Origin of the sequence: Caballeronia sp. S22 (assembly GCF_964261745.1) — a bacterium.
GTDB lineage: Bacteria > Pseudomonadota > Gammaproteobacteria > Burkholderiales > Burkholderiaceae > Caballeronia > Caballeronia jiangsuensis.
The window spans coordinates 85,999-110,988 of record NZ_OZ180041.1 but is presented as its reverse complement, the minus strand read 5'-3'; the positions used below and the strand labels follow the sequence as shown (position 1 = coordinate 110,988).

Genomic DNA, 24,990 nt, shown 5'->3' with positions numbered 1-24,990 from the left:
AGAATGAAAAGATTTGAGAGAACCGTCAGCTTCTACGATGTACGTATCGTTTCGACCTCTCGCACATTTGACGCACCGGCCACAATTAGTACCGCGAGTGCGCTGCAATTGCTTCAGTCGCTTCCACCGGGTGGGCTGGTAAAGTCTTATTCGAACGACGAGCAGGTCTATTACGTCAAAGACCTGCAGGTTGCCGCCGACGGGATCTTTCAGATCTTGCTCAACAAATGCGACCGCGCGTTAGCGGACCCGAGGTTTTCCGATCCGGATCGATCGAGTTGGCGTACCGCGGCCCGACAAGGAAATGAGGGTCTTGATTTCTCGAGCCACATCCTCATTCGCGCATCTGATGACCCGCTCGCAAGCGGGCTGGCGGTGGTGGAGAATGCTACCGGCCTATCGATCGTTCAGGTTCAGCGCTTCCTTAACGCTCTGCTTCGATCGGTCGAAGCTTTGAACCCTGCTGCTTTCGAGTTTCCCCATCCTGACGGCTCCGTAGATGCCGCCGGTCGACCGAAAAAATACCGTACACGTTTCCATTTTCGGTTCGACGGTCATCCTTCTGATTCGCTCCTTGATTCGCTTCGCGAAGGAAGCATTCAGGGAATCGAACTCATTACGGCCAGCAACGTGCAAGGGATGTTGGACACACACGGCTACGTACGCGAGGTGCGCAAGACGCTTGCTGTCAAACTGGGAGACGAAGTGGATCGGCAGAGGAGGGTGCCGACTTTGTCGTCCTTCTTCCAGCAGAGAAGTCCGAGTTATGAGAAGGCGCGTATTGCATTTACCGATCCTGACGGTCTGCAACGCAATGTCAAAGTGAACACTGCGGATTTCTCAATCGAAGCCGACTCAGTTTTCGTGAAGCGTTCGGTGATCGACGGCTTCGCAACGCCGCTTGAACAGGCTTACGAGGCGCTAAATCCCGATATCATCGAGAAGATGAGGCCTCTGCTCACCTGACCATGCTCACCTATCATCTGCTTAGACCATTCGCGTATTGGACGATACGTTTCGAGAAGAAGTGGCAGCTCGATTGGGGACTTCCCGTTGTTCTGACCGTCGTCTGTATCGCAGTCGTCGTTCTTGCGAGTTACGCGCAGCCCGTCGTCGTGCTTGGCGACACGGGTTTACTTAGTCGAATGCTGAACTTTGTCCAATCGCTGCCAGGTTTTTACATCGCAGCGCTTGCCGCCATCGCAACGTTTAATCGCCTCGACATCGACCGAACGATGCCCGCGCCTCCACCGAGGATGAACGTGCAGATCCGCGGCCGGTCAGTCGCCATTGATCTGACTCGACGACGCTTTCTTTGCGTACTGCTGGCTTTCCTAACGGCAGAGAGTCTTGTCCTCATCATGGCCTCAATGCTCGGGCTGGCGATCGCGCCCTCGATTAAGGCCATCGTCAGTCCCAGCCATCAGCGATGGACGCTTTACGCATTTTTCTGCATCTACCTTATCTTTTTCTGGCAGATGCTTTGCGTAACGTTTCTTGGTCTGTTCTACCTTGGCGATCGAATCCACCAGCCAGACGACGCACCCTAATTTCACTGCCCACACTGACGTGAGACAGAGCCGAGATCTGCGGACCATTGGTCGATCCGCATTGGTTACGATCTTAGCGTCAGCGACCACCTAGGGTGCAGTTAAGCTGTGGCTGGCCCGAACGAGGCTGCTGGAATTACAATGCATGCCGGCGTCGCCTACAGGGGGAACACCATAGGGCGCATTTGGACACTTGGGCGATGGACAAAAGCGACGACACTGGTGGGCGGGCGCTACACCGAGCGACATGCGTAAATAAGCGAAAGCCGCCCGGGGGCGGCTTGCATCATGGAGTGCTGTCAGTGGTCGTCGGGCGAATTCGTCAGGATGCTCTCGAAATCTTCGCCGGCATAGTACGCCCCGATGAACCAAACTTCGCTCTCGTCTTCGCGGACCTGATACGCGAGGTTGGTGCTCCCGCGATAGTTCGTCGTTAGTAAGCCTGGACTAAGATCGTTTCGGGGCCTTCCTCGGTAGGGGAATGTGTTCATCGATTCACAGTATGCTTGGATCGAAGAGGTGAAACGCCGCGCAATTGCTGATGATGCACCGTTCGTCCGAAGGAAGTCTTCGATTCGCTCAAGTTGATCGAAGAACTCGGGTAGGTATTGAACCTTGTACTTCTTCATGCCGCCTTCGACGCTCGTGCCTTCCTACGCTGCTCCATCTGTCGATCGAAATCGTCGCCAGAAATCAGACGCGATCGATCTGCCTGCGCACGGCCAATCGCCGGAACAACTTCCTTCTTTAGCCACGATTCGACAGCGCGATCCCGGGCGTCTAGAAGACGTAGACCATCGCGAATAACCTCGCTGTCCGAAGCATATTGGCCGCTGCGTACGCGCGCCTCGACGAGCGCCGCCAATTCCGGCGTTAGCGTGATGCTGAACCGTTCAGTTTTCGCCATAATGTCCTCCACTCGATATGATTTAATCATACTCTTTCCGGGCAGAGCTGTCGACCGACTGGACCAACTCGCAGATTGGAATTCGCACACTAAAGTGAGGCGAGACGCGCAGAAATAGTTGTGCTGTAAGCGGAAAAGCCGGGAATGACCAATACTCTGGATTTGCGATCTCCCCATTCCTGACAGCCTATCCCAGCAAGCTGCTGGTCACGCTAGTCGAGTTCGAACTGCACCTCAATGACGCTCCGCCCCTCGCCCCCATCTAAACAACTCCAACGCGCGGGAGCAGGTGATCATGGGCGCATCCATGCCTGAAGAAGATGGCTCACGCCTCCATCCAAAGGTGGATCATCAAGCAGAAGGGCGCTCCGTATATGGGGCCGTATCGCTGTCAAACTACATCGTGCGTTAGGCGTTTGCCTCGATGGCGCTGTCCGACGTCGCCGTCATGTGCGGTGCGATCTAGAACCTCGACGCGGAAAGGCCCACGTGCCCAAAGCGGGTCAGCCGGCGGATCGGCGTCCTGGAAGTTGGCGAGAAAGCTGCGCCGGGCGGGGGCGTGGTGTCTGGATGGCAGGTTGGCAGAGTAGGGCGGACACACCAGAGTAGGGCGGACACACTTCGCGGGAGCTCTCAACGACTGATGCCTGCGAGCCGTTCGGAAGGTGTCGGACAAAGTCCGCCGCATTGAGAATGCCCGAGGTGTTTGGTGGCTAGGTTGTCATGTTTAATTGAAGCGGCACGACTTCGCTTGGACGCGCCATGCGTCACCGAGTGGCCAGCCGCTTGACATAACGCCGTCTTCTCGCCGTGACATTCACATGTCACGGCTATTTTGAAATGTCGTACATCACATCATTCATCGTCTAACCCTCGCGGCGAGTCGCCAATGTAGTGAGCGAGAGGCAGAAGACTGGAGATATGGTTGAGCGACCGCGGTCGGCCACTTTGAGACAGCCGATTCGACGCTGAGCGGACATTGGCGGCGTCCGTTCGTGCCCACGCAGCGGTCGTTCCGTACAGGAGATCTGCATGCCGTTATAAGCGAACGTGTGGGCCCCGTGTGTACCAAAGCGACAACTTCGGTTTGTCGGCTCAAGTCCCTGCCGCGCCGGACGGAGGTCGTACCGCGGACCCCCGTTGGCCTCGCCGCAAACGCCCGGCGTAAGGAAGAAAGCTTTGACGGTCTTTAGAAGCGGTGCACTATCCCCACGCCCGCAGCAAACATACTGCGCGAGGAAGACGGGGTCGACTGGAAGCCGTCGCCGATCGTCGCGGTTGCGTCGATCTGACGATTAACCGCACCGGCTGCCGTAAAAGTCGGTGTACCGAGCGTGCGACCGTTCGCGCGCTGGAACGCTTCGAGCGCGTATAGACCCGTGCGCTTGGACAGTGCGTAGTATTGGGACAGATTGAACTGGTGGTACGACGCAGCGTCGTCGATGCCGTTCGCCTTGCTCGCCCACGTGTAGCTGTAGCCGGCAGCAAAGTCCCATGCGGTCGTGGCCTTCCAGTGCAGCACGGTGCCGGCGGTATTAAAAACTTGCTCGTCCGTGAACTTTGACAGGGCGCCTGGGATGTACTGCACGTTCGTGTACGTCGCGGTGATGTCCCACGCGCTGTTAAACACGTAGCCAAGGCCGACCGCAAAGCGATTCTGCGCCTGCGCGCCCTGGTAGCCATTAGTCACTGCTGACACGCCCGACTGGCCAGCCGAGTTCATTGTCGAATCGGCACCGTAGACGCCGCCGCCGACCGTTGAGTTGTTGATGCGCGAGAACGCGACTGTGCCGCCGATCGGGCCTTGCTGATACTGGATAGCCGCCGACCACGTCGAGCCGCGATACACGCTGTCCGGCACGCCCGCGAGCGAATACGAGCCGCTGACCGTTACTCCGTAGAGCTTGGGCGACGTATAGACGATCGAGTTATTGGCGCGGTACCACGGGCCGGTTCGGCGAGATAAAGATTGGGATGTATCACCATGTCCACCGATGCGAGCGACATCCAAGCCGATTTCCTGAACACCCTGATGCGCGAACAGAAAGTCGTTTGGGTGTTTCTGGTCAACGGGATCAAACTGACCGGCCAGTTGGTGTCCTTCGATAAATACGTCCTGGCGCTGCAGTCGCCGATGGGCATGCAGACAATCTTCAAGAGTGCCATGTCGACCGTGTGCGAATCGCACGTCGTCGTGAACCGAGGAACGAGCGATCGTCGAGCGACGCCGCGCGACCCTCAGCCCATCAGGGGACATCAACGTTAAGCGGGGCGTTGCAGTGGATCGCAAGGCTCGTAGACAAGCGCCGCTGAGCGCGAGGCGGCCTCTCGCGCGCCGCAAGGCGGACATCCTCGGCCAACGGCGAAACAGGCCCCCACGCTGCTGAGGTTGTCCACAGATTCTGTGCGCAAGCCTGCGGATATCACATCTATCGATTCCTGCTTTCTCAACTGAAACGTGCTTGTCCTGCTTCTATGCGATGACTGTCGTCCGCAGTGACGCAGCAAGCGATTTTCAGAGATTCTCGGCGGTCAACAAGCAGGGCAGCACTTACAAGGACCGCACGGGTGCCAGATACTCGATCATCTGGAGCAAGCCGTGTAGCGATTCGCCTTTTCGGTAGAAGGCGTCGATTTCGACCTCTAAGCCGCGCTCCATAATTTCCGCTTCTGCAAGCGAGCTATGCGCAACGATCGGCACCCTTGCGAATCGAGTCGAGCCACGCATGGCTCTCGCCACGCTAAAGCCGTCGAAGTTCGGCATTTCAATGTCAACGCAACGCCGCAGCCCCCGTCTGGGAGATGAGCGTCGCCACCTCGATGTAGAGCTGGCGCGCCGCGCGCACGGCGATCTTGCTCATGGGTGATTCGGGCTTGCGGCGGACCGAAGCTGCGCAAGCACGCCGTGAAGATTTGCGGCCTGGCCGGGCGGCACACCACGTTGGACTTTCGCGCTATTGCCCGGTTCGATCGGTCGGGCGCGCTTGCTGGTTTGCAGGCCTCAAAGGCGTAGCCTGCTAGAGAAGTGCTGCGGCCTCGGGCACTGATCATCGCGACGTCCAATACCGGCGTCCAACAAGGGTACCGAGCGGGTCGTTATCGCCGACATCGAGTTGCGCGATGCGGGCATTCGAATTGCTTCGAGGAAGCGCCTGTTCATGCAAACGATTTAGGAGGAACCATGAAGCGCAATGTGGATTTGCTGTCGCTGCTTGTCTCGGCATTCGTCGCTGCGGTACCTGCCGGCGCGCTTGCCCAGACGCAAGCAGCGAGCACCACGCAGGCGAACGATCTGCCTGCGGTGGACAAGGCGTTCGTGCAGGCGGCGAGCGAGTCGAGCTCGACCGAGATCGACTCCGCCAAGCTCGCGACGAAGCAATCCCAGGACAAAGACGTGAAGAGCTTCGCGCATCATATGATGGTCGACCATACCAAGCTGACCGTGCAGCTTAAGATGGCCGCGCCGCATGGCGTTGCTGTGCCGAAAGACAACTCCGACGAAAGCGTCATCAATGCGTTGAAACCGCTGAAAGGAAAAGAATTCGACGAGACGTACATCAGGAAGGTCGGCGTGGAGGGACATCAGAAGGCGGTCGCCGCTTTCCAGAAGGAAGCCGAGGAAGGACAGAACGCCGACTTGAAGAAAGCCGCCCAGAAGGCGCTGCCGACCATTCAGGAGCACCTCAAGATGGCGCAGGACCTCGCGGCGAAGAAGGGCGTGCAGTAACTCAACCAAGCCCCGCGTCAAACGCGGGCGGCTCTCCCGGGGCTTTATCCGGGCCGTTGCTGACGTCACCGTCCGATTGGCGAAGCGCTGCGCCGCGCGTCCCGGCGAACGCGGGCTACAGACCGTGGCATGATGCCGGTTTTCTGCAGTCACGACCCGATCGACTCGAGCGGGTGGCGGCACGCTCGCCGGGCGTTCGCGCCGAAGCGCTGCATGAACGTGTGCGCCGCCCAACGCGTGGCACGACGTCAGCTCTCTTCCTGCCCGACCGCCCTCGAGACTTCAGCCGGCGTTTGGAACTGCTGATCTGGCAGCGCATCGAGCGCGGACATCACATCGTCGCTTGCGCCGTGCTTGCGCGCGGTGTCGATGATTGCCTGCTTGTCGGCGGGATAGTCGACGCCTTTCAACGCCTTCTGAATCTCGATGAACACGCTGTTCGAACCGCCAGAGGATTTTTCGTTGGCCATGACGCTAAGCTCCTTCGGTGGGGGATGTCTGCTATCAGCAGTCGTCGTGCCGATGTCCTCGATTACTGGCGCCCGATGGCGCATCGCTTTTCGCCATGGCGGCGAAGCCGCCGCGGCTGCCGCGGATCTGGCCGACGCGGGCGCGGCCGCCCGACGTGTCGCTGGCCGCGCTGCCCGCGCCGATGTTCTTGCGGTTGCAGCCCGCGGTGAGACAGAGGCCTGCCGACAGTGCGGCGATCAGCGAGGCTTTCAACGCGATGGAAGATTTCATGATGCACTCCTTGTGCGCCGGTCCAGGTAAAGCGACGAGCCCGCCGGGGAAGCTTTATTGACTACCGTGCTTCACGTTAGGTGCAAGTACGTTCGGCAGAACAGGATTCTCGGGTTGCGTATACCGAAGTTGAATTAGGCGCGTGATCGCCGCGAGACTGTCTTTCGCCGGCTGGTCGGCATCGGCTTCGATGGCGCGCGCAGTCGCCTTCCGGGTCGAGCGCGCAGAACTGGTAGCCCGCCGCGCAAAGCCGCTCCATCAGGCCGGCGAGCAGCGTGGATTTTCCGCCGCACGATCGCCCTGCGATCAGCGCGACCGTGCGCGATTGCGCCAGCGCTTCGTTGACGTCGCTGCGTTGCCCGATCGTCACGCTGCCGCGTGCACGCGCTGCGTCGACGCTCGCGAGATCGTCGGCGAGAATTTATCGATCAGTTCCACCACGCCCGTCCCGTCCGCGGACATGCGCGAACTTCCACTCTTCATGGAAGTTCGCGACCGATACCTCAACACCCATCCCTCCATCGGAGTTGGTCGTCGCCAATGCACTACGGCAATGCCTGCCCGCATTTCTCGTGAATTGCGCCAAAGCCAATTTCTTCGCGAAATTCATCACCGAAAGGCAGGACCCTGACACCTTCGAGATATTCCGACTGGCCACATAACCCCAAGACTGTGCCGAACTCGGCACTCTCGAGTTAAAGTTTTCGAGAAGCGCTGCGATCGAGCGTACCCGCGAGGCCGAAAGCGGTAGATGGTTTGGAACGGGTGCAGCACCTCTGACGAAGCGCTTTCAGTTATCTGCGGCAGGGTTACCCAATGGCCTGATCAGGACATCGCCGCGTTGCTGAACCGGATGGGAATGCGGACGAGCCAAGGCTGCCGGTCGCGACGCGAGGCAAGCTGCATCGACGCGGCACACCGTTTGCGGCGATCTCAGTAAGCGAAGACAATCCGCCGGAGGCGCCTACTGCGGGTCGGAATCCAGGGATCCAATTCGGCGTTCCGCGGCAAATCATTGTTTCAGGGAGAAAAATGTCATGGCAAATCTGCATAACTGGATAGTTATCGGCAGCAACGCGTACGACGAGTACACTTTCGTACCATGGCTGCACAAGAATGTATATCGGCGAACCGTCCCTCTTAGCGGGATCTGCATCCAATAGGCCCGGACAAAACGAGTCCGATCATGCTGGTGTTCTTGGCCTACGAAATCAACCTGAACGAAAGAATCGAAGATGTGAGGCAAATCGCGTGCGGGAATCCCGATCTCGATGTCCTCCACGAGCAACATCGCCGCATGCTGTACAAGTTGAACCCCGACGCGGATGTCACCGCCATCAGCCGGATATTTGATGGCGTTGTCGAGCAGATTGAAGACGACCGGTGAGCCGCGTCAGATCACCATCCACACGAACGTGCTCGCTGGCGAGACCGACTGACCGTCGACGCCGCCGCGCATCAGCGAGCGGCTGGGCTCCTCGACGCGTCGAGCAGGCCATCAACGAGATCGGAAAGGTACGGCTTTGCCGTTTAACGATGCCCCTGCTTCCACTGGATCTGCGGTGGCAGACTTTCCAAGTCGCGTGCGTCGTTACGGATCGGTACCAGCGGGTTCCGGCCTTCGTGGGCCAAGATTGCCAAAAAAACACGTCCTTGCGCCGACCCGCCTCCGAAAGGGCACCTTGCAAGCATACCGACGAAGGAATCAGTCGCGCCAGTATCCGAGACCGGAAGCACACGGCGGTGCTGCGCTAGAAGCGAGCAGACGCTTGGTACCGTCGGTACTTATTGACGCTGCAATAAGCTTGTTGGTGTTGACTAACCCGTCGGGATCTCGTGCTCGCCTGACTTCGGGCGCGGACTCGCACATCGCGGCTTTCATTATCGGTTTACGGCGGGCTGGGCCGCCGGGCTGACCAAGCTCCGATCCCACCTCGCCGCCTTGCTCTGGCGTTCGTGGATTGCATAGTTCGGGAGCGGCTTCATGCGGATTCGTTTCGTTCCTCGAGGTGGCGTCCCCGGTGACCGCATCGCACGCTCCTTGAAGTTTCGACATGCGCCGCGTGCGAAAAGAAAGCAAACGCGGCGCTGTCGGCGGCACATTATTCCTGTCGTACCGCGCTGCTGGCTGGGTTCCCGCTCCGGCTAACCGACATCCGGCACCTCAGCCGGCCGATGGGGCGGCGATGCATTGGGCGTCGTCGGAGGCGCTTCAGGGATAGTCGGATCTGACATGCGGTTGCGTCCTGTCGCGCTCAGCGGTCCGGCTTCGACGGCGCCGATACCGCCGCTAGAGTCGAAGAGATTTGCCCGTCCGCGTTCGTTGCGATATCTCCGATCGCGATGATCCCGATTAGATGCTTTTGATTGTCGACGACCGGCATACGTCTGATCTGTTCTCGGGCCATTCGTTCTTGCACATCCGCGACATCGTCAGTTTCAAAGCACCAGGCGACCGGCTCACTGAGAAGCGATTCGATCGGAGTGTCGATGCTCGCTCCAGCGGAAACGCCGCGCACTACGATATCGCGATCCGTCAGCATGCCGACGAGCTTTTCTCCATCGCAGATCGGCAGGGCGCCGACGTTAAGCTCATCCATCATCTTAGCTGCCTGCCGCATGCTCTCCGTCGGACCGAGAGTAACCGCATCGCGTGTCATCACTTCAGCTACCGAGGTCATTTGATTCCTCCTATAGTACGGGCCCGGAACTTTGGGCAGCACTCATACAGACGGCAATGTTTGAATCCACCGTCAAACGTCGCCGACGCCAGTGCCGATCCCTCCGCGACCCGTCCAATAAGGCTCACGATTGTAGTATTGGTGAAGGTTCGTGCCCCACTGTACGTCTGCCATTGAAGGCCAGTTATCCTTGTCAAATCCCGGCTCGTTCTTGATTTGCTCGGCGGTGAGATTGACGCGGAAACACTTTTCTGCGGTATCGAGCGTCAATGCGTTCCATGGAATGGCGTGAAGCTTGGTGCCCATACCGAGAAAACCGCCTTCGGACAGCACAGCGTAGGCGATCCGTCCTCCCCGCACGTCGAGCATGATGTCCGAAATTTTGCCGATATCTTCGCCGTCGGAGGAGCGAACCTGATTGCCATCCAGCGTAGCGGCTGCCATGATTTCCGGCCCCGGTCCTTCTCCCACACCGCCACCCACAATGTCTGCGCCTTGGCCGCCTGCGCCTGTTGTCGGATTCTGTACGGTCATGATTTTCCTCCTCGATGGGATACCCTACTGTGGCCCAACCGCCGTACCCACCGCGGCGCGGCGGTAAATGCGAGCAGATGCTTGCTCAGCGTCGGTACTTATTGACCACTGCGACGCTAGGTTCACGACTTTCCTGAACCGCGCAATCGCTTGAGAGCAAGGATCGCTGCGGCAGGCATATGGACCGCGCCGAAGCCAAGCAGCACGATCAGCCAGCCCGGCGTCGGAAGGTCAAGCGTATGCGCACACATCGCGCCGAATGCCAGGCCGACTGCGACCAGAACGAGATGTGCACTGTGTCGTTTGCCTGTCCCGCGAGTAAACGCGGGAATCTCGTAGTGCGTATAGCAGACGACTGCGCAACTGAGCGCGGCCGCGATGAGCGCTTGCCACGGAATCACGGTTTGGTGGATCCCGGCGGCACAGGGTTCTTTTCCTGCGTCGAGGGCAGTTCGTTTTCCGATGGCTCATGCGTTCGCTTCGCGCTTTGATCCAGTTGCGTCTGCTTTGTACCGGAAGAGTCATTGCCGTCGACGGGCGCATCTTGGCAGTCGGTACGGGGAGTGCTGGGCACGGACTTGTCCGTGCTAGCCGGATCGGGTTCGCGTTGCACGATGGCTCCTTTGACGCTGAAGTCGCGCAGTTGATATGCGCGGGCGGCTCTCCTGAATGTAGCAAACGTCACACCCCGCGGGCGCGCCGGCCGTCTAGCCGACGGCCGGCTCGCCGTGGACTGGCCTTGTAGTCAGCCCAAGCACTGGAGGCCCTGCCTCCCAATACGGGTCATGGTTGTAGTACTCGTGAATCGCCGCGGCCCACTGCAAGTCGGCCATGCTAGGCCAATGATCCTTGTCGAATCCGGGATCCTCTTTGATCCTTTGAGCTGCCACGTCTACATAGAACCGCTTTTCAGTCCTGTCCAGCGTCAAAGCACTCCAAGGGATGGCATGTAGCTTGGGCCGTACGCCAGGGAGACCGCCTTCAGACAGGATCGCATATGCGATCCTCCCGCTGCGTACTTCCTGCATGATGTCAGAGACTTTTCCTATTTCTTCGCCCTCTGCTGAATGGACCGAAATGCCGGCGAGCGTGGCCGCTACCGTTATCTCTGGTCCAGGGCCTCCGCCGATTTCGCCGCCCAAGACGTTCGCGCCCGCTCTGCTCAAATTGCGTCGTCTGCGCTCATTTTGTCGCTCCGAAAGAAGGCAAACGGAACTTGCTGGCGCGCAAGCTCCGCGCCAGCAATAGCTGAAGTTCAATATTCATGCGATGGCATTCCGCCGATTTGAGGCGGCTCTTTCGCAGCATTGCGGGGCAGTGCATATCAGGAGCGAATCTGGCACCACAGCAGCCCCGACGGTCGGACCGCCGGCTGAGTGGCGCCGGTCGGGGTGAGCAGGTTAATTGGCATGATGATGCACGTCGCTTCTTACCGGTTCCTTTGGCGGGAATCCAATCGTTCGTCGGGTCGGAGGGTTTTACTTGTCCTTCTTTGGTATCTTTTTTCCCGACTTCCGAGCTTCGTTTAACGCGATAGCGACCGCCTGCTTTTGCGGCTTCCCATGCTTCACTTCCGTCTTCACGTTCTTTGAGACCGTATCGCGAGATGTACCTTTCTTTAATGGCATGATGTTCTCCTAAGGAGGTAGGAAGTGAACTAGAAGGCAGCATAGACCGTGCCTTGGCGGCTAGCACGTCGACGAAATGGTTCCTCCAGGCGCGAGCCAGTGGGCGATGTGGCCCGTGCAGATTTTTACTGTCCGGCGGTTCTTTTATCTGCCTGCAGCGTGGTGAATTCGGGAGTCGCATGCAGCCGAAGCAATTGCTGCTGAAATCGTAGCGACACACGGACAGGCGGTAAGTCTTGTGGCCAGCATGGCCTGAGCAAAATCGCGTCGTCCGCGAATTCTATGCCGGCATACTGGCGCACAAGGACATCCAGGACTCCGGACATTGCGCCCAAGCGAACGCCCTCTTTCGCGCTGCCCATCCTCGGCATGAAATCTGTCGCGAGTGCGGCCTTAAAATACCGTAGCGAAAGCTCCTTGTCAGACGGCGCGATCGCGCCTGCGCAAACGACTTTTGACAAGGTCGACTCGTGCGTGATGCGCGCAAGATAGTAGTCGATCGTGCGTCTCGCAACGGCCTCGCTGAATTTGTAGCCTGCGTTGCGCAGCAGAGCAACGACGCGTCGCTGGCCGAGTAGGTAAAACAGCATCGGTACATCGGGCTGCTTGACGATCTGCCATGCATCGACAGTGTCACCGTTGCGCTCGGAAACCCAATCGGTTCGCTGGTATGGCGGCGTTGCCTGTCTCGGGTTGTGATAGCGGCGCAAACTATCGAAGCCTTCGAACTGTTCAATTACATCGTTTTCGGTAAAGGGCACAAAGAGTAGTTTCGCGATCTCTGCCCAGCGCCGTGGTTCGTCCTTGCCCAATGCAATCCGGCAGGCGAGCGCGGCATAATCCGCTTTTGACAGGCGCTCGAGGGCTTCGCATGCAGTGAGGAGCGTTCACATCGCCATGACATTGGTGTAAGCGTTGTTATCAAGTCCTGGCGATGCCGCGTAAGAATACGCGTTGTGATACTCGTCAGGGCCGATTACACCACGTTTCACATATCGGCCTCGCACTTCATCGAAGCGAGTAATACTGGCCCAAAAACGTGCGACTTCGATGATCATCTCGCCGCCAAGCGCGCGAAGAAACTCCTGATCACCCGTTGCTCGATAATAGCCCCACGCGTTCCATGCGACTGACGCGCCGACGTGCCGCTCCAGATGCGTGTCGTCCCGCCGCCAGCGGCCATCGAGCGGATTGAACTGGAATCGCGGCGTTTCCTCCTTCCCGGTCGCGGCGCTGCGCCACGGGTACATTGCTCCGTCGTAACCTGCCCCGCGCGCGGCCTGGCGCGCCGAACTTAGACGCCGATAGCGGTACAACAACGGTCCTAGCGCATGATCCGGATGGTTCCGGCCCGCTGCCGGCAGCACAAAAAGATCGTCCCAAAAAATGTGGCCGTCATAACCTTCCTGCCAGCCTCGCGCAGGCACGCCCAGATCCTCGTGCGCTGAATGCGCGGTGACCGTCTGCGCGACATGGAAGGCGCGCAAATTCAGCGCGCGCGAGAGCGCCTTGTCGGCACAGATGACGCGCGCGCCTCGCCAGGTGCACAACCATGCGCGCCGATGCGTTTGGTACATTTCCTCAACGGTGCCCGCGCGATCCAGCTCAGCCAGCGCTGTTTCGACGGGATCAAGTACAAGCGGATCGCGCGATGTATGCACCGTGACTGTTTTGGCGATGGTCACCGTCCCGCCTTCGTCGAGACGCGAGCAAGAGGATCGGAAGCAGGCTTGACCATCGGCCCAGCTGTGAACGGTGTCGGTATTGCCTCGGTTTTGACGGTGAACTTTCGTGCGCGTGCCAAGCGCGATATCCACGCTTGCGCCCGTGAGCTTTGCTGTCAGCACCAGCATGCCATCCGGTCCCAAATGGTGAACGAGCTGGTCGAGATGCCGACCGCCAAACTGTTGTTCTCTTTCATTGATCGAATTGCGAACCGCGCCGTCGATACCATCGACGACTTCAAGCTCACCACTCCAGTCGCAAGCGGTGACGCGCCACATGATGACGAAGATTGAAGGACTCGCGAAACTCGTGAACCGGATTTCATCGATGCGCGTCGTCGCATCTTCCTCTCGCAGCACGAGCGTGCGCAAGACGCGCGCATTGCGCATGTCAAGGACCTGCCGGTAGCAAAGCACTTCGGCTGTGTCGGTGCCAAGCCACGTCCCACCTGCGCGTCTGACTGCGAGCACGCTCGCATCCGGCAGACGCGGCAGGAACGTCTCGCGCACGGGCTCGCCTTCAATTTCGCTCGACAGCGAGTTATATAAACCCGCGCGGTATATGCCGGGATAGTGTGTATGGGATCCGCTTGCTTCGCATTCTTCGGCGACGCGTGTAAGCCGCTGCTCTGGCGCACTGCTTCGAACAAAAAGTAGCCCGTTACCGAGCCCGAGCATGGATTCCCGGCGCAGTTCGTCGGCACCATCGTACCGATTGAACGAAACGCGCTGCGGATTTGCTCCATCCGAGAGGCTGTACCACGGAGGCTTATTCACTATTCGTCAATGGTTTCGACCGTCAGTCTGGACGCGAGTGAATCAATCTCGTCACGCGTCGGAAGTGCGGGCTGCGAACCCCAGCGCGTCACAGTGATATTTGCCGCTGCAGTCGCGAAGCGAAGTGCGGCCTCGACCGGCCGAGCTTCGGCCAGCGCGACCGTGAGCGCGCCGCTGAATGCATCGCCAGCGCCGGTCGTATCGACGGGTTCAACCTTCGGCACGCGCACCAAGAGCGCCCCGCCATTCGTAGCCGCAATACATCCGCCGTCGCTCAGTTTGATACATACCAGCGGAATACCGCTTTCCCGCAGGCGCCGCGCGACTCGTACGGCATCGCCTTCGCTTTCGATCGTTGCGCCGGTTAGCTCCGAAGCCTCCTCCTCGTTGGGGGTAAGCGTATAAAGTGCGGGCCAGTATCCTCGGATCGCCTCGTCGAGCGCGTGTCTCGGGGGTGATGGATCGAACAGGATGCGCAAGGATCGCGGGCTGCGGTCCCGATCAGCGCAGCGCAAACCTTCCTGTCTATCTCCGCATCAATGGAAACGATGCTCTCTGGCGGCGCCGTTTCAAGCACGCGGATCGCCGCATCGCGCTGCGTCACACTCCAGGCCTCGTTTGCATTGGCCGCGAGCGTGATGCGCTTCTTGCCGTTCGGTGGTACGACGATGAAGGAGACTGCCGTTGAGACGCCTTGCGCGGTGCCGACCGCTGAGACGTCTACGCCGACCGACCGACCGAAGCGAAGTCAGCGCTTCGCCTGCGAAATCATCGTCGCCCACCATGCCGATCAGCTGGGTCTCATGTCCCAGGTTGCATGCCAACAAGGCACGGTTCGCCGCTTTGCCTCCGGCGAGCCGAGCGAAGTCATAGGCCCGAAGCGTCTCGCGTTGCTCTTCCTCGTCCACGCGCATCTGGAAGTCGACGTTGATGCTGCCGATACTGATGATCCGCGCCATGTTCATCACTTCGGTTGCCGGGTTTTCCGATCTGTGGACCGACAGTTCGTGTCGTCCTTATCGCGATGGATCCCGGAAGGTGGGCCGCCAGGTTGACCGGGCTCGGGTCCTATATCGCCGCCCTTGCGGGGACTCAGGGGATTGTGCTGCTCGCGTCCCGCTTCCTGCGGCCCAGTCTCGGACGATGAATTTACTGAAGAGGGCATTGCGTGCTCCTTTCGGTGGAAGAATTGTGTCGGATTACGACTGATGACGCCCGCATCACCTGACTCCACAGTGGTTTGTTGTACCCTGCCCACCGGGCGCCCGTCGCGCCGGTCTTCAACCGCTGTGCTCTGAGAACGTTCTCAAGCTCACATTCCTAGCGCCCTTTGCGTGATCGTGCTGGCGTACAAATGCAGCGGGCCGTAAGTCGCGGAAAAAAAACGGTATCGGGCATGTTCGGGCGGTTTCGTGTCGGGCGGATCTCCGATCGGACGCGGCGCGCCATCTGGTGGGACCGGATCGGGTTCGCTGTCTGGCGGCACGGGCGGATCTGGATCCACATCAGGCGCGTGCATTTGTCTGTCCAAGTAGTGATCGAAATTCATAGGGTTACCCTTTCTACTTCAATGGCCTTTCGGCGCGCATAAACCGTGCCGAAACCAGTGAGCTTGGCGCATTGCCGGCAAAACGCATTGGAAGCTGGGAAACGGCGCACTGCAATTTCGATGCGTAGCCCTCGCCGCCCGCGCTTGGCTGCGAGCCTAATGGAACCTATTGCCCTTTCATTATTTTCGACCTCAACCAGCAGAGGATGAGGCATCGGACAATGGGACCACCGTTTGCTTCCGTGTCAATCTCTGCCCTTCAGACCGAAAAGACTATGGATTCCTTTTCAAAAGCCCGAGACCAAATGGTCGAGCGCCAACTGAAGGGACGCGGCATTACGAGCGTCCGGGTGCTCGAATGCATGCGCACGTTGCCACGGCATGCTTTCGTCGCTTCGGAGCTTGCCGAGTTTGCCTATGAGGACAGCCCCCTTCCCATCGCGGCGAATCAAACCATTTCGCAACCTTACATCGTCGCACTGATGCTCGAGACAGCAGCCTTGCAGCCAGATGACAACGTGCTCGATATCGGCACCGGCTCGGGGTATGCAGCGGCGATTGCAGCCTGTATCGCATCACGGGTGGAAACGATCGAGCGCCATCGAAAACTGGCCGACGATGCACGCGCGTTGCTTTTGGCGATCGGCGTAACGAACGTTACCGTGCATCATGCGGATGGCACTGTGGGTCTGCCCGAACAGGCGCCCTTCGATGCGATTCTCGCTGCAGCCGGCGGTCCCGATATTCCCCCCGCTTGGCGTGAACAGTTAAAAATCGGCGGACGGCTGATCATGCCGGTAGGCGATGCGCGTGAAGCGCAGCGTCTTGTCAAGCTAACGCGCATTAGTAATGAAGGTTTCGAGCAAGAAGATCTCGGCAGCGTGATGTTTGTGCCATTAATCGGCGCAGCTGGTTGGAGCGAGGAGCCGGATGTTCAACCGACCCAGCCCGACGTAGCGAAGCCGGCATTACGTTCCTTGCCTGAGCTAATACGCGCCTCGGCCGTACGTCTACCTACGTTGGACGCCCCGGATTTCGCAGCAGCCTTCGATCGATTTGCCGACAAGCGCGTGGTATTGCTCGGCGAAGCAAGCCATGGGACCGCCGAATTCTATGAAGCGCGCGCCGCGGTCACGCGACGTCTGATCGAACGGCATGGCTTTAACATCATAGCGGTGGAGGCCGACTGGCCCGACGCGGCGATCATCGACGAGCATGTGCGCGGGCGCCCGAGAGCGCGGCCCGAGGCTCGACCGTTCCGGCGCTTCCCCACATGGATGTGGCGCAACGCCGAATTCTCGGCGTTCGTCGCTTGGCTACGGCAGCACAATGCCGAACTTCCGGGCGAACGCCGGGCTGCTTTCTACGGGCTCGATCTCTATAGCCTCTCGGAGTCTATCGCTGCTGTGCTCGCCTATCTCGACGCCAACGATCCCGAAGCAGCCCGCATTGCTCGTGAACGCTACGGATGCCTTACGCCGTGGCAAAAGAACCCTGCGGTTTATGGCCGCGCAGCATGGCAAGCAGGCTTCGGCAAATGTGAGCAGGCCGTGGTCGCCCAGTTGCGCGATCTGCTGGAGAAGCGCCTCGCGTTACCCGCCAGTGACCCCGGCCTGCTCGACGCTACAAATAACGCCCGGCTCATTGCGTCCGCGGAGCAGTACTATCGCGCGATGTATAGCGGCTCGGCCGAGAGCTGGAATCTCCGAGACACGCATATGTTCAATACGCTGGAAAGCCTGCTCGACGCACGGGGCCCGGGTGCCCGTGCGGTCGTCTGGGCGCACAACTCGCATCTAGGCGATGCATCCGCAACGGAGATGGGCCGCGTACGCGGCGAACTTAACGTGGGCCAGCTGTGCCGCGAGCGCTTCGGCGATCAAGCGGCGTTGATCGGATTCGGGACACATACTGGAACGGTCGCGGCCGCATCCGTCTGGGATGGACCGATGCAGACTATGCAAGTGCGTCCGTCGCGCGCCGACAGCTACGAATATCAGCTCCATCTCGCTGGCGTAAGTCCGTGTCTCCTCAACCTTTGGCCGAATGGCGTCGAGGCGCTTCGCGAGGCACTAACAGAGAGGCGGTTGGAGCGCTTTATCGGCGTGATTTATCGGCCGGAAACCGAGTTGTATAGCCACTACGCTGAAGCCGAACTGCCGGCGCAGTTCGACGCGTTCGTTTGGTTCGAGAAGACCCGCGCGATCACTGCTATCGAGGCTTCGCAAGGAGTGCATGAGATGCCAGAGACGTTTCCCTTCGGATTGTGACGTCTTATTGGTCCCAACCCAGAGCTCAATGACATGGCGGTGGCCAAATCGGGTCTTGCGCATCCACAGTCGAACCCCAGCTTGGCCGTTTTACCGCCGCTATAAAGGAAACTATTTCACTAAAATGAATTGTTTCTTACGCGATATTCGACGGCTACGTCAAGTAGGTTTTGGTAGAGTTTCTCCACTTGGTCTCGCGGTCATGTAAGTGTCCACCGGTTGATCCTCGATTCGATCTCGGGTGCGAGATGATCGCCGAAGTCGCCGAGATAGACGTTCCCGTCCATCACCACGACGTCGATGACACTTCGCTTCGGCGGTCTTCCCCGCTACGGTGGCATCGAGCGTGCCGTATCCTGGTTGACCGAAGAGCTTGACAAAATGGGCCACGACGTCACTCTGTTCGCCAGCACGGATTCCCAAACGCGCGCGAAGCTCGTGGCGGGCGCGCCATGCGCTGTGCGGCTCGTCGAGGACACTGCCGATCCGCAGGCCTTTCACTTCGCGATGCTCGAAGACGTAGTACGCGCATACGGGCCAGTTCGACATCGTGCATTTCATACGGACTACATGGGCTTTCCGTACACGCGCCGGCTCGATGCCGCGCATGTCACGACGCTGCACTGGCGCCTCGATGTTCCTGGGCTCGATCCGCTCTACCGCCGCTTTGCCGACGTGCCACTCGTATCGATCTCGAACGCGCAGCGCGCGCCCTTGCCGTGGGCCGGCTGGATAGGCACCGTGCCGCACGGAATGCCCGCGACGCTGCTTCCATTCCACGCTCACGCGGATGGCCATCTCGCATTCGTCGGGCGGATCGCGTCGTCGACGGGACCGGACGCTGCGATTTGTATCGCGCGGCGCGCGAACGTGCCGCTGAAAATCGCGGCGAAGATCGACGACGCCGACCGACCGTTCTTCGAGCGCGCGGTGGCGCCGTTCATCGATGCACCGTTCATCGATTTCCAAGGCGAACTCGACGACGCCGGAAAGCATCGTCTGCTCGCAGGGGCACGCGGCTTACTCTTTCCCATCGACTGGCCCGAGCCCTTCGGCATCGCGATGATCGAAGCGCTCGCGTGCGGCACCTGTTATCGCGTACGCGCGTGGCTCGGTGCCGGAAATCGTCGAAGACGGCGTGAACGGTTTTATCGTGCGCGATGCAGACGAAGCGGCCGATGCCGTCGCGCGTCTTTCGGACATCGACCGCCGCGCGTGCCGCGACGCCTTCGAACGGCGCTTCACCGGGGAGCGCATGGCGCGCGCTTACGTAGACATCTACGAGCGGCTGATCCGCGTGCGCGCCGCGCGACGAACACTGACGGAGGCCTGAATGCGCTGCATGGTGCTCGCAAGCGATTACGACGGCACACTTGCCCGCCACGGCCGCATCGACGATACGACCTGGGATGCCGTGGACCGGCTGCGTGCATCAGGGCGTCAAATCGTGCTCGTGACCGGCCGCGAGCTCGACGATCTGCTTAGCCTGTCACGCAGTCCGTAGAGGCGTCCCCGCTCGGTGATGCCCAGTTTTCCCGGGCCAATTTCGCGTTCCACGATTCGCGCGAGCTGCGGCAGTTGTTCGAATAATTGCCCCAGCGCTCCAGTGAGGCCACCCCGGTCTGAACGGCGGCGAGCGGGCACGACCCGACGATGGCCTTGGGTCCTGGTGTGCGGAATCAATCCGCGGAATCCCTGGATGCGACCATCTTGATTAAAAGTAAGGCAGCGCTCGATCAGGCGATTCAAAGCGCCACGAGCAATTCCAAAGTCCCGCTTCAGATCGGCTAACCGTGCCCCGCGCAGATATGCCTGTATCGCACCCTCGCGTCGTCGGTAAATCGCCAGACGCTCGGGGTCCATCGCGCTCGGATCAATCCCAGGCCACACGCTCGCATCGGTCAGCGCCTCGGGAATGTCGCTACGCCGCATGCGAAGACCCTGGATCACATCGTATGAACCTTGTTTGCCGGCTCAACGGCAACGTGATCAGGTCGGTGCTGGCAAGTTGACCACTGTGCAGCGCAGCGATCACGGCGGTTCGCACGAGCACGGCGTCGTGACGCGTGAAATGAAGTTCGGCGTGATCTAGCGTCGCTTCAGCATTGAAGAAATGGATATCTCATGACGTTGACCTCGAAAGAAGTTGTCCACGAAACGGCGGAAATCACTGTCGCGCTGCTCAGCCGCAGTAGCCGTCATAGATGTATCGACGTGACCACGGCAGCTTGCTAGCGCGCGTGCCCGCCTTGCGCGCGACGATCTGGTAAATGGCGACATTATCGTTCTCGAACGCGTATGCACAGCCAGCCAGATAGACACGCCAGACGCGGAATGTCTGCTCGTCGACCATTTCACGCAGCATTGCCGCATTCGCTTCATAGTTGGCGCTCCACAGCCGCAGCGTTCGCGCATAGTGCCGGCGCAGGTTTTCCACGTCGAACGCTTCGAGCCCGCCTTCCTGCATGGCATTGAGCGCGAGACTCAGATGCGGCAGCTCGCCATCGGGAAACACGTATTTATCGATGAATGCGCCACCGCCGAATCCTGTCTCGTCCGATTTCGCGCTCGTCGAAGTGATGCCGTGATTCATGGCGATACCGTCTTCAGCAAGAAGGCTTTGCAAACGTGTGAAATACTGGGGAAGATTGCTGCAGCCCACATGCTCGAACATGCCGACGCTCGTCACGCGGTCGAAGCAACCCGTAACGTCGCGATAATCCTGCAACCGGATTTCCACGCGATCCGTCAGGCCCATTGCCTTGACCAGTTCCGTGGCCCAGTCGAACTGGTTTTCAGACAGCGTTATGCCGATGCACCGTGCGCCAAACTTGCGTGCCGCGCGAATGACGAGCGCGCCCCAACCGCAGCCGATGTCGAGCAACGTCTGACCCGGCCGGAGCTGGATCTTGGTAAGAATGTGGTCGATTTTTTTCTGTTGGGCTGTCGCGAGATCCTCATCGCCGTTCTCGAAGTAGGCGCAGGAGTAGACCATACGGCGATCGAGCCAAAGCTTGTAGAAGTCGTTCGAGACATCGTAGTGGTACTGAATGGCCCGCTTGTCGGCAGCCTTCGAATGCGTGAAATAGTGTTCGACGCGGCGCCACTTTCCCGATGTTGCCGGGCAGGTTCTGGCGAGCGCATTGCCGACGTCGATGATGTCGGCGACGCTCCCGTCGATATCGATTTTTCCTTCCACGTAGGCTTCGCCCAGCGCGTCGAGCCCGGGCGACAGCAGAAGCGGCATGGCCGCCGCCGATTTCGCATGCAGCGTGATCGCCGGCTTCTCGAATGTGCCAAGGTCATGCGACTGGCCGTTCCACAACGATATCCGCGCCGGAACATTGGTTTGCTTGCGCAGATTGTCCGCCCACGAGGCCAGCTTCTTTTCCCAAAACATCACACTTCTCCTTCATAGACTGCAGATTCCATCTTGCCTGCAGAGGGGACGTTGTCGCAGGATTAGCGGTTAAGATTGCGTCCGGCCCGGACAACGCCGACATAACCTGCGCGAATGACGAAATCGCCGAAAACGTTCTCGAGTCGCGTCGAGGATCGCCTTCTCCGACAATCTCCAAATGCTGACGAGCGACAGCGAACGGCAATGTCGGCGGTTTTCCCCTTTGAGCGGCAAGGAGACTGGTCGTTTGTTGTAATCTGCATTCCATAGCATCTCACCGTGCACCGGAACACCGGATGAAATCGTTGTCAGCGTGCGAGGTGATCGGGACCGTGCGACCCGTGATCGTCACAATAAATATGCCACGGCATAATATAAAATCGTACGCTGCAACTTGCGAGGGCACCACTCCTTTCGGTGCCGTGATGACGGCTGAAACGACACCCAGCCACTGACATGCGGCCTATGACTTGCAGTTGGTTTTCGAACGTGCAAATCGGTGTTTGGTTTGAAAAAAGCGATACTTCAGACAGTCATTTCCCTTTTTGCATCGATCGGGGCTCCTCGTGCAAATCGCTCACGCCTACTCACAGGAGGAGGTCAACACGTTCAATGAACATGCAAGCTCAAGCAGTGGTTTGAGAAGTGATCCTGTCGAACCTGATTCGGGTCCCAAAACTGGGAACTTCAAAGAAGGAACAAGTAAAGAAAAAGGAAAAAGCGACATGAGTCATGTAGGTTCGCGCGAAAGGAGAACACAGCCTTGAAACGATGCCACGCTCACATCGCGAGTCGCAATCTTGTCCGGCGGGCAGGCTGCGATACTGAAGGGTTCGAAGGGCAGAACGAAGTTCGGCGTCTGTCCGATCATCCATTCGACAACGGAGAGAGGGCGCGCCGTGGGCTTGAGCAAACGTGCAATCCGGAAGAACTCCTACGCGCTGGCAGCGGAGCTCGACGGTGGCGAACGGAACATCTGGCGCGTGATGGCGGCGTATCAGGAAATGACTGGGCTTCTCGCGGCAAAAACCCGCACCGTGCCAGGGTTTTGCGACGGAGCTAGAATGAACTTTTGGATGTGCTCATAATTTTTGACTGCACCCACCGACGGGATATACAGGATTAGCCGCGGGCGATGCTGGGCTTCCCGCGCAACGAATTTTGCCAGCTGGGACTGCCGTTTTCGCTAGGCGTGACGAGCCTTATTTTGAGCGAAATCAGTACTGATGCGGTCCCGTTTCGAGAAAGGCGATTTGATGTTGCGCATGAGCAAACTGGCGGATTACGGGACGGTCATCATGACCGCGATGGCGCGCGATCCTGACAGCGTGCAAAGCGCGAGCAGCATCGCCGCTGCGACGGGCGTCGCGATGCCGACCGTCAGCAAGGTGCTCAAGACGCTGTCGCGCGACGGTCTCGTGGTTTCCTTGCGAGGCATCAACGGTGGCTATCTGCTGCCGCGGCCGCCTGAACGGATCACACTCGCGGACGTCATCGCGGCCGTCGACGGCCCTTTCGGCATGACCGAATGCAGCGCCGCTCGAGGTCTGTGCATGCAGGAGGCGGCGTGTTCGATCCGCGCGAACTGGCAGAAGATCAGCGCCGTCGTCTACGAGACATTGCGACAGGTCACGCTCGCGGACATGGCGCGTCCGACATTGCGCACGGTGGACATCAGCGTAATTCGCTCGGGTTCGCTCGCCGGCCGCCCGCCGAACGCCGGTGCGCCGGTTTCGGGGCGGGCGCTGGACGGAGATCAGATATGACCCCATTGACTGCAAGGTTCGATGAGCTCGTCAATCGTGACTACCGGCACGGCTTTGTAACCGAACTCGAGGAGGATGCGTTGCCGCGCGGGTTGAGCGAGGACGTGATTCGCCTGATCTCGGCCAAAAAGGAAGAGCCGGAGTTCATGCTCGAATGGCGGCTCAAAGCCTATCGCCACTGGCTCACGATGACCGAACCACACTGGGCCACGGTCGAGCATCCGCCCATCGACTATCAGGACATCATTTACTATTCCGCGCCGATGGCGCAGAAGGACCGTCCGAAGAGCCTTGACGAGATCGATCCGGAATTGCTGCGTACCTACGAGAAGCTCGGCGTGCCGCTCAGAGAGCGCGAGATGCTCGCGGGCGTCGCGGTGGATGCGGTGTTCGACAGCGTCTCGGTGGCGACGACGTTCAGGGACAAGCTTGCGGAACTCGGCATCGTCTTCTGTTCGTTTTCGGAAGCGGTGCAGAACCATCCGGACCTGGTGCGCAAGTATCTGGGGTCGGTCGTGCCGCATACCGACAATTTCTTCGCGTCGCTCAATTCGGCCGTGTTCAGCGACGGCTCGTTCTGCTACATCCCGCCCGGCGTGCGGTGCCCGATGGAGCTGTCCACTTACTTTCGCATCAACGCACGGGATACCGGACAGTTCGAGCGCACGCTGATCGTTGCCGACAAGGGCGCGTATGTGAGCTATCTCGAAGGCTGCACCGCGCCGATGCGCGACGAAAACCAGCTGCACGCCGCGGTGGTCGAACTGATCGCGCTGGAGGGCGCACAGATCAAATATTCGACGGTGCAGAACTGGTATCCCGGCGACAAGTCGGGCAAGGGCGGCATCTTCAACTTCGTCACGAAGCGCGGCGACTGCCGGGAGGCGAACTCGAAGATTTCGTGGACGCAGGTGGAGACCGGCTCGGCGATCACCTGGAAGTACCCGAGTGTGATCCTGCAGGGCGATAACGCGGTGGGCGAATTTTATTCGGTTGCGCTGACAAGCAATCACCAGCAGGCCGATACCGGGACCAAGATGGTTCATCTAGGAAGAAACACGCGCAGCACGATCCTCTCGAAGGGTATCTCGGCGGGGTTCGGAAGGAACGCTTATCGCGGATTGGTCAAAGTTGGCCGCGCGGCGCAGGATGCGCGCAACTACACGCAGTGCGATTCGCTGCTGCTCGGCGATCGGTGCAGCGCGCACACATTTCCGTACATCGAGGTGAAGAATGCGACCGCGAAGGTCGAGCACGAGGCATCGACTTCCCGTATCGGTGAAGACCAGCTGTTTTACTGCCTGCAGCGCGGTCTGTCGGCGGAGGATGCGGTGTCGATGATCGTCAGCGGCTTTTGCAAGGAAGTGTTCAAGGAGCTTCCGATGGAGTTCGCGGTCGAAGCGCAGAAGCTGCTGGGCGTCAGTCTGGAGGGAAGTATCGGATAGGCCGTGCCGAAGATAGGGCGAGGGAGCTGAACATGCTCGAAATCAGGAATTTGCGCGTCGAAGTCGATCACAAGGAAATTCTGCGCGGCGTCGATCTGAGCGTGAAGGCTGGCGAAGTGCACGCGATCATGGGCCCGAATGGCTCGGGCAAGAGCACGCTTGCACATGTGCTCGTCGGGCGCGAGAACCATCTCGTCACTGGCGGCGAGGTCTCGTATCTGGGCCGCGATCTGCTTGCGATGGCACCTGAGGAGCGCGCCCGCGAGGTAATGCCGTTCAGTTAGCGCCGAA

At 59.5% G+C, this 24,990-nt stretch carries 26 protein-coding genes and 2 pseudogenes; 11 read left to right on the top strand and 17 right to left on the bottom strand.

Annotation, left to right across the window (positions count from 1 at the left end; translation table 11 throughout):
* Positions 1–3: 3 nt before the first annotated feature.
* Both ACEN42_RS43055 and ACEN42_RS43050 read left to right on the top strand, forming a co-directional pair.
* Complete coding sequence (locus tag ACEN42_RS43055) at positions 4–966, top strand: hypothetical protein (protein WP_371885104.1); 963 nt, start codon at positions 4–6, stop codon at positions 964–966.
* Between the two features lie 2 nt (positions 967–968).
* Complete coding sequence (locus ACEN42_RS43050; RefSeq protein ID WP_371885103.1) at positions 969–1,550, top strand: hypothetical protein; 582 nt, start codon at positions 969–971, stop codon at positions 1,548–1,550.
* A 299-nt stretch (positions 1,551–1,849) separates the two neighbouring features.
* On the opposite strand, the gene ACEN42_RS43045 is transcribed toward ACEN42_RS43050, so the two are convergent.
* The 3 genes from ACEN42_RS43045 to ACEN42_RS43035 all read right to left on the bottom strand — a co-directional run bounded on the left by ACEN42_RS43045 (position 1,850) and on the right by ACEN42_RS43035 (position 4,468).
* The gene (locus ACEN42_RS43045) at positions 1,850–2,179 is read right to left on the bottom strand and encodes a type II toxin-antitoxin system RelE/ParE family toxin (RefSeq protein ID WP_371885102.1); all 330 of its coding nucleotides are present in this window, start codon (positions 2,177–2,179) and stop codon (positions 1,850–1,852) included.
* Positions 2,176–2,457, bottom strand: a complete 282-nt coding sequence (locus tag ACEN42_RS43040) for a type II toxin-antitoxin system ParD family antitoxin (protein ID WP_371885101.1) — start codon at positions 2,455–2,457, stop codon at positions 2,176–2,178. The genes ACEN42_RS43045 and ACEN42_RS43040 overlap by 4 nt, the downstream gene beginning before the upstream one ends.
* Positions 2,458–3,646: 1,189 nt before the next feature.
* On the bottom strand, positions 3,647–4,468 hold the full coding sequence (locus ACEN42_RS43035; protein ID WP_371885100.1) for a porin: 822 nt from the start codon (positions 4,466–4,468) through the stop codon (positions 3,647–3,649).
* Here ACEN42_RS43035 and ACEN42_RS43030 point away from each other — a divergent pair.
* On the top strand, positions 4,442–4,723 hold the full coding sequence (locus ACEN42_RS43030; protein WP_371885099.1) for an RNA chaperone Hfq: 282 nt from the start codon (positions 4,442–4,444) through the stop codon (positions 4,721–4,723). The two genes, ACEN42_RS43035 and ACEN42_RS43030, sit on opposite strands and share 27 nt — an antisense overlap.
* Before the next feature lie 285 nt (positions 4,724–5,008).
* Here ACEN42_RS43030 and ACEN42_RS43025 read toward each other — a convergent pair whose 3' ends face one another.
* Positions 5,009–5,221 carry a hypothetical protein gene (locus tag ACEN42_RS43025; protein ID WP_371885098.1) on the bottom strand — a complete coding sequence of 71 codons (213 nt, stop codon included), beginning with the start codon at positions 5,219–5,221 and terminating at the stop codon, positions 5,009–5,011.
* Positions 5,222–5,638: 417 nt separating this feature from the next.
* Here ACEN42_RS43025 and ACEN42_RS43020 point away from each other — a divergent pair, with 417 nt between their 5' ends.
* Positions 5,639–6,184, top strand: coding sequence for a DUF4142 domain-containing protein (locus ACEN42_RS43020; RefSeq protein WP_371885097.1), 546 nt, complete (start codon positions 5,639–5,641; stop codon positions 6,182–6,184).
* A 248-nt stretch (positions 6,185–6,432) separates the two neighbouring features.
* Here ACEN42_RS43020 and ACEN42_RS43015 read toward each other — a convergent pair whose 3' ends face one another.
* On the bottom strand, positions 6,433–6,654 hold the full coding sequence (locus tag ACEN42_RS43015; RefSeq protein WP_371884567.1) for a DUF2795 domain-containing protein: 222 nt from the start codon (positions 6,652–6,654) through the stop codon (positions 6,433–6,435).
* Between the two features lie 34 nt (positions 6,655–6,688).
* Positions 6,689–6,925, bottom strand: coding sequence for a hypothetical protein (locus tag ACEN42_RS43010; RefSeq protein WP_371885096.1), 237 nt, complete (start codon positions 6,923–6,925; stop codon positions 6,689–6,691).
* 142 nt (positions 6,926–7,067) lie between these two features.
* Between ACEN42_RS43010 and ACEN42_RS43005 the strand changes: the two genes are divergently transcribed.
* Positions 7,068–7,556 carry a hypothetical protein gene (locus ACEN42_RS43005; RefSeq protein ID WP_371885095.1) on the top strand — a complete coding sequence of 163 codons (489 nt, stop codon included), beginning with the start codon at positions 7,068–7,070 and terminating at the stop codon, positions 7,554–7,556.
* A 381-nt stretch (positions 7,557–7,937) separates the two neighbouring features.
* On the opposite strand, the gene ACEN42_RS43000 is transcribed toward ACEN42_RS43005, so the two are convergent.
* The 9 genes and pseudogenes from ACEN42_RS43000 to ACEN42_RS42960 all read right to left on the bottom strand — a co-directional run bounded on the left by ACEN42_RS43000 (position 7,938) and on the right by ACEN42_RS42960 (position 15,183).
* Positions 7,938–8,252 carry a hypothetical protein gene (locus ACEN42_RS43000; RefSeq protein ID WP_371885232.1) on the bottom strand — a complete coding sequence of 105 codons (315 nt, stop codon included), beginning with the start codon at positions 8,250–8,252 and terminating at the stop codon, positions 7,938–7,940.
* 928 nt (positions 8,253–9,180) lie between these two features.
* Positions 9,181–9,606, bottom strand: a complete 426-nt coding sequence (locus ACEN42_RS42995) for a CBS domain-containing protein (RefSeq protein ID WP_371885094.1) — start codon at positions 9,604–9,606, stop codon at positions 9,181–9,183.
* Between the two features lie 72 nt (positions 9,607–9,678).
* The gene (locus tag ACEN42_RS42990; protein WP_371884560.1) at positions 9,679–10,140 is read right to left on the bottom strand and encodes a PRC-barrel domain-containing protein; all 462 of its coding nucleotides are present in this window, start codon (positions 10,138–10,140) and stop codon (positions 9,679–9,681) included.
* A 122-nt stretch (positions 10,141–10,262) separates the two neighbouring features.
* Complete coding sequence (locus ACEN42_RS42985; RefSeq protein ID WP_371885093.1) at positions 10,263–10,541, bottom strand: hypothetical protein; 279 nt, start codon at positions 10,539–10,541, stop codon at positions 10,263–10,265.
* A 306-nt stretch (positions 10,542–10,847) separates the two neighbouring features.
* The gene (locus ACEN42_RS42980) at positions 10,848–11,306 is read right to left on the bottom strand and encodes a PRC-barrel domain-containing protein (RefSeq protein ID WP_371885092.1); all 459 of its coding nucleotides are present in this window, start codon (positions 11,304–11,306) and stop codon (positions 10,848–10,850) included.
* Positions 11,307–11,618: 312 nt separating this feature from the next.
* Positions 11,619–11,768 (bottom strand): DUF6496 domain-containing protein, encoded by a 150-nt coding sequence (locus ACEN42_RS42975; RefSeq protein WP_371884563.1) that lies wholly within the window; start codon positions 11,766–11,768, stop codon positions 11,619–11,621.
* Between the two features lie 125 nt (positions 11,769–11,893).
* Positions 11,894–14,269: pseudogene (locus tag ACEN42_RS42970) on the bottom strand (glycoside hydrolase family 65 protein).
* Positions 14,269–14,748 (bottom strand): PfkB family carbohydrate kinase, encoded by a 480-nt coding sequence (locus tag ACEN42_RS42965; protein ID WP_371885091.1) that lies wholly within the window; start codon positions 14,746–14,748, stop codon positions 14,269–14,271. The pseudogene ACEN42_RS42970 and the gene ACEN42_RS42965 overlap by 1 nt, the downstream one beginning before the upstream one ends.
* 90 nt (positions 14,749–14,838) lie before the next feature.
* Positions 14,839–15,183 (bottom strand): PfkB family carbohydrate kinase, encoded by a 345-nt coding sequence (locus ACEN42_RS42960; RefSeq protein WP_371885231.1) that lies wholly within the window; start codon positions 15,181–15,183, stop codon positions 14,839–14,841.
* Positions 15,184–16,093: 910 nt separating this feature from the next.
* Here ACEN42_RS42960 and ACEN42_RS42955 point away from each other — a divergent pair.
* Entirely contained in the window at positions 16,094–18,088 is a 1,995-nt protein-coding gene (locus ACEN42_RS42955; protein WP_371885090.1) for a protein-L-isoaspartate(D-aspartate) O-methyltransferase, read from the top strand.
* Between the two features lie 159 nt (positions 18,089–18,247).
* On the opposite strand, the gene ACEN42_RS42950 is transcribed toward ACEN42_RS42955, so the two are convergent.
* Positions 18,248–19,084 carry a hypothetical protein gene (locus tag ACEN42_RS42950; protein ID WP_371885089.1) on the bottom strand — a complete coding sequence of 279 codons (837 nt, stop codon included), beginning with the start codon at positions 19,082–19,084 and terminating at the stop codon, positions 18,248–18,250.
* A gap of 118 nt (positions 19,085–19,202) precedes the next feature.
* On the opposite strand from ACEN42_RS42950, the gene ACEN42_RS42945 reads away from it, so the two are divergent.
* Complete coding sequence (locus ACEN42_RS42945) at positions 19,203–19,421, top strand: hypothetical protein (protein WP_371885088.1); 219 nt, start codon at positions 19,203–19,205, stop codon at positions 19,419–19,421.
* Entirely contained in the window at positions 19,422–19,592 is a 171-nt protein-coding gene (locus tag ACEN42_RS42940) for an HAD family hydrolase (RefSeq protein WP_371885087.1), read from the top strand.
* 678 nt (positions 19,593–20,270) lie between these two features.
* On the opposite strand, the gene ACEN42_RS42935 is transcribed toward ACEN42_RS42940, so the two are convergent.
* Positions 20,271–21,488, bottom strand: coding sequence for a class I SAM-dependent methyltransferase (locus tag ACEN42_RS42935; RefSeq protein ID WP_371885086.1), 1,218 nt, complete (start codon positions 21,486–21,488; stop codon positions 20,271–20,273).
* Positions 21,489–22,744: 1,256 nt separating this feature from the next.
* Here ACEN42_RS42935 and ACEN42_RS42930 point away from each other — a divergent pair.
* The 3 genes and pseudogenes from ACEN42_RS42930 to ACEN42_RS42920 form a co-directional block, all read left to right on the top strand.
* The gene (locus ACEN42_RS42930; protein ID WP_371885085.1) at positions 22,745–23,254 is read left to right on the top strand and encodes an SUF system Fe-S cluster assembly regulator; all 510 of its coding nucleotides are present in this window, start codon (positions 22,745–22,747) and stop codon (positions 23,252–23,254) included.
* On the top strand, positions 23,251–24,699 hold the full coding sequence (sufB, locus tag ACEN42_RS42925; protein WP_371885084.1) for a Fe-S cluster assembly protein SufB: 1,449 nt from the start codon (positions 23,251–23,253) through the stop codon (positions 24,697–24,699). The genes ACEN42_RS42930 and sufB overlap by 4 nt, the downstream gene beginning before the upstream one ends.
* Before the next feature lie 32 nt (positions 24,700–24,731).
* Positions 24,732–24,965, top strand: a pseudogene (locus tag ACEN42_RS42920) (ATP-binding cassette domain-containing protein); the annotation flags it as partial.
* Positions 24,966–24,990 lie beyond the last annotated feature (25 nt).

Excerpts from the sequence above, each read along its gene's own strand:
- ACEN42_RS43055 (WP_371885104.1), top strand. The coding sequence starts at position 4 with ATGAAAAGATTTGAGAGAACCGTCAGCTTCTACGATGTACGTATCGTT.
- ACEN42_RS43050 (WP_371885103.1), top strand. The coding sequence starts at position 969 with ATGCTCACCTATCATCTGCTTAGACCATTCGCGTATTGGACGATACGT.
- ACEN42_RS43045 (WP_371885102.1), bottom strand. The coding sequence starts at position 2,179 with ATGAAGAAGTACAAGGTTCAATACCTACCCGAGTTCTTCGATCAACTT.
- ACEN42_RS43040 (WP_371885101.1), bottom strand. The coding sequence starts at position 2,457 with ATGGCGAAAACTGAACGGTTCAGCATCACGCTAACGCCGGAATTGGCG.
- ACEN42_RS43030 (WP_371885099.1), top strand. The coding sequence starts at position 4,442 with ATGTCCACCGATGCGAGCGACATCCAAGCCGATTTCCTGAACACCCTG.
- ACEN42_RS43025 (WP_371885098.1), bottom strand. The coding sequence starts at position 5,221 with ATGCCGAACTTCGACGGCTTTAGCGTGGCGAGAGCCATGCGTGGCTCG.
- ACEN42_RS43020 (WP_371885097.1), top strand. The coding sequence starts at position 5,639 with ATGAAGCGCAATGTGGATTTGCTGTCGCTGCTTGTCTCGGCATTCGTC.
- ACEN42_RS43015 (WP_371884567.1), bottom strand. The coding sequence starts at position 6,654 with ATGGCCAACGAAAAATCCTCTGGCGGTTCGAACAGCGTGTTCATCGAG.
- ACEN42_RS43010 (WP_371885096.1), bottom strand. The coding sequence starts at position 6,925 with ATGAAATCTTCCATCGCGTTGAAAGCCTCGCTGATCGCCGCACTGTCG.
- ACEN42_RS42995 (WP_371885094.1), bottom strand. The coding sequence starts at position 9,606 with ATGACCTCGGTAGCTGAAGTGATGACACGCGATGCGGTTACTCTCGGT.
- ACEN42_RS42990 (WP_371884560.1), bottom strand. The coding sequence starts at position 10,140 with ATGACCGTACAGAATCCGACAACAGGCGCAGGCGGCCAAGGCGCAGAC.
- ACEN42_RS42975 (WP_371884563.1), bottom strand. The coding sequence starts at position 11,768 with ATGCCATTAAAGAAAGGTACATCTCGCGATACGGTCTCAAAGAACGTG.
- ACEN42_RS42960 (WP_371885231.1), bottom strand. The coding sequence starts at position 15,183 with ATGCGCGTGGACGAGGAAGAGCAACGCGAGACGCTTCGGGCCTATGAC.
- ACEN42_RS42955 (WP_371885090.1), top strand. The coding sequence starts at position 16,094 with ATGGATTCCTTTTCAAAAGCCCGAGACCAAATGGTCGAGCGCCAACTG.
- ACEN42_RS42950 (WP_371885089.1), bottom strand. The coding sequence starts at position 19,084 with ATGCTTTCCGGCGTCGTCGAGTTCGCCTTGGAAATCGATGAACGGTGC.
- ACEN42_RS42940 (WP_371885087.1), top strand. The coding sequence starts at position 19,422 with ATGCGCTGCATGGTGCTCGCAAGCGATTACGACGGCACACTTGCCCGC.
- ACEN42_RS42935 (WP_371885086.1), bottom strand. The coding sequence starts at position 21,488 with ATGTTTTGGGAAAAGAAGCTGGCCTCGTGGGCGGACAATCTGCGCAAG.
- ACEN42_RS42930 (WP_371885085.1), top strand. The coding sequence starts at position 22,745 with ATGTTGCGCATGAGCAAACTGGCGGATTACGGGACGGTCATCATGACC.
- sufB (WP_371885084.1), top strand. The coding sequence starts at position 23,251 with ATGACCCCATTGACTGCAAGGTTCGATGAGCTCGTCAATCGTGACTAC.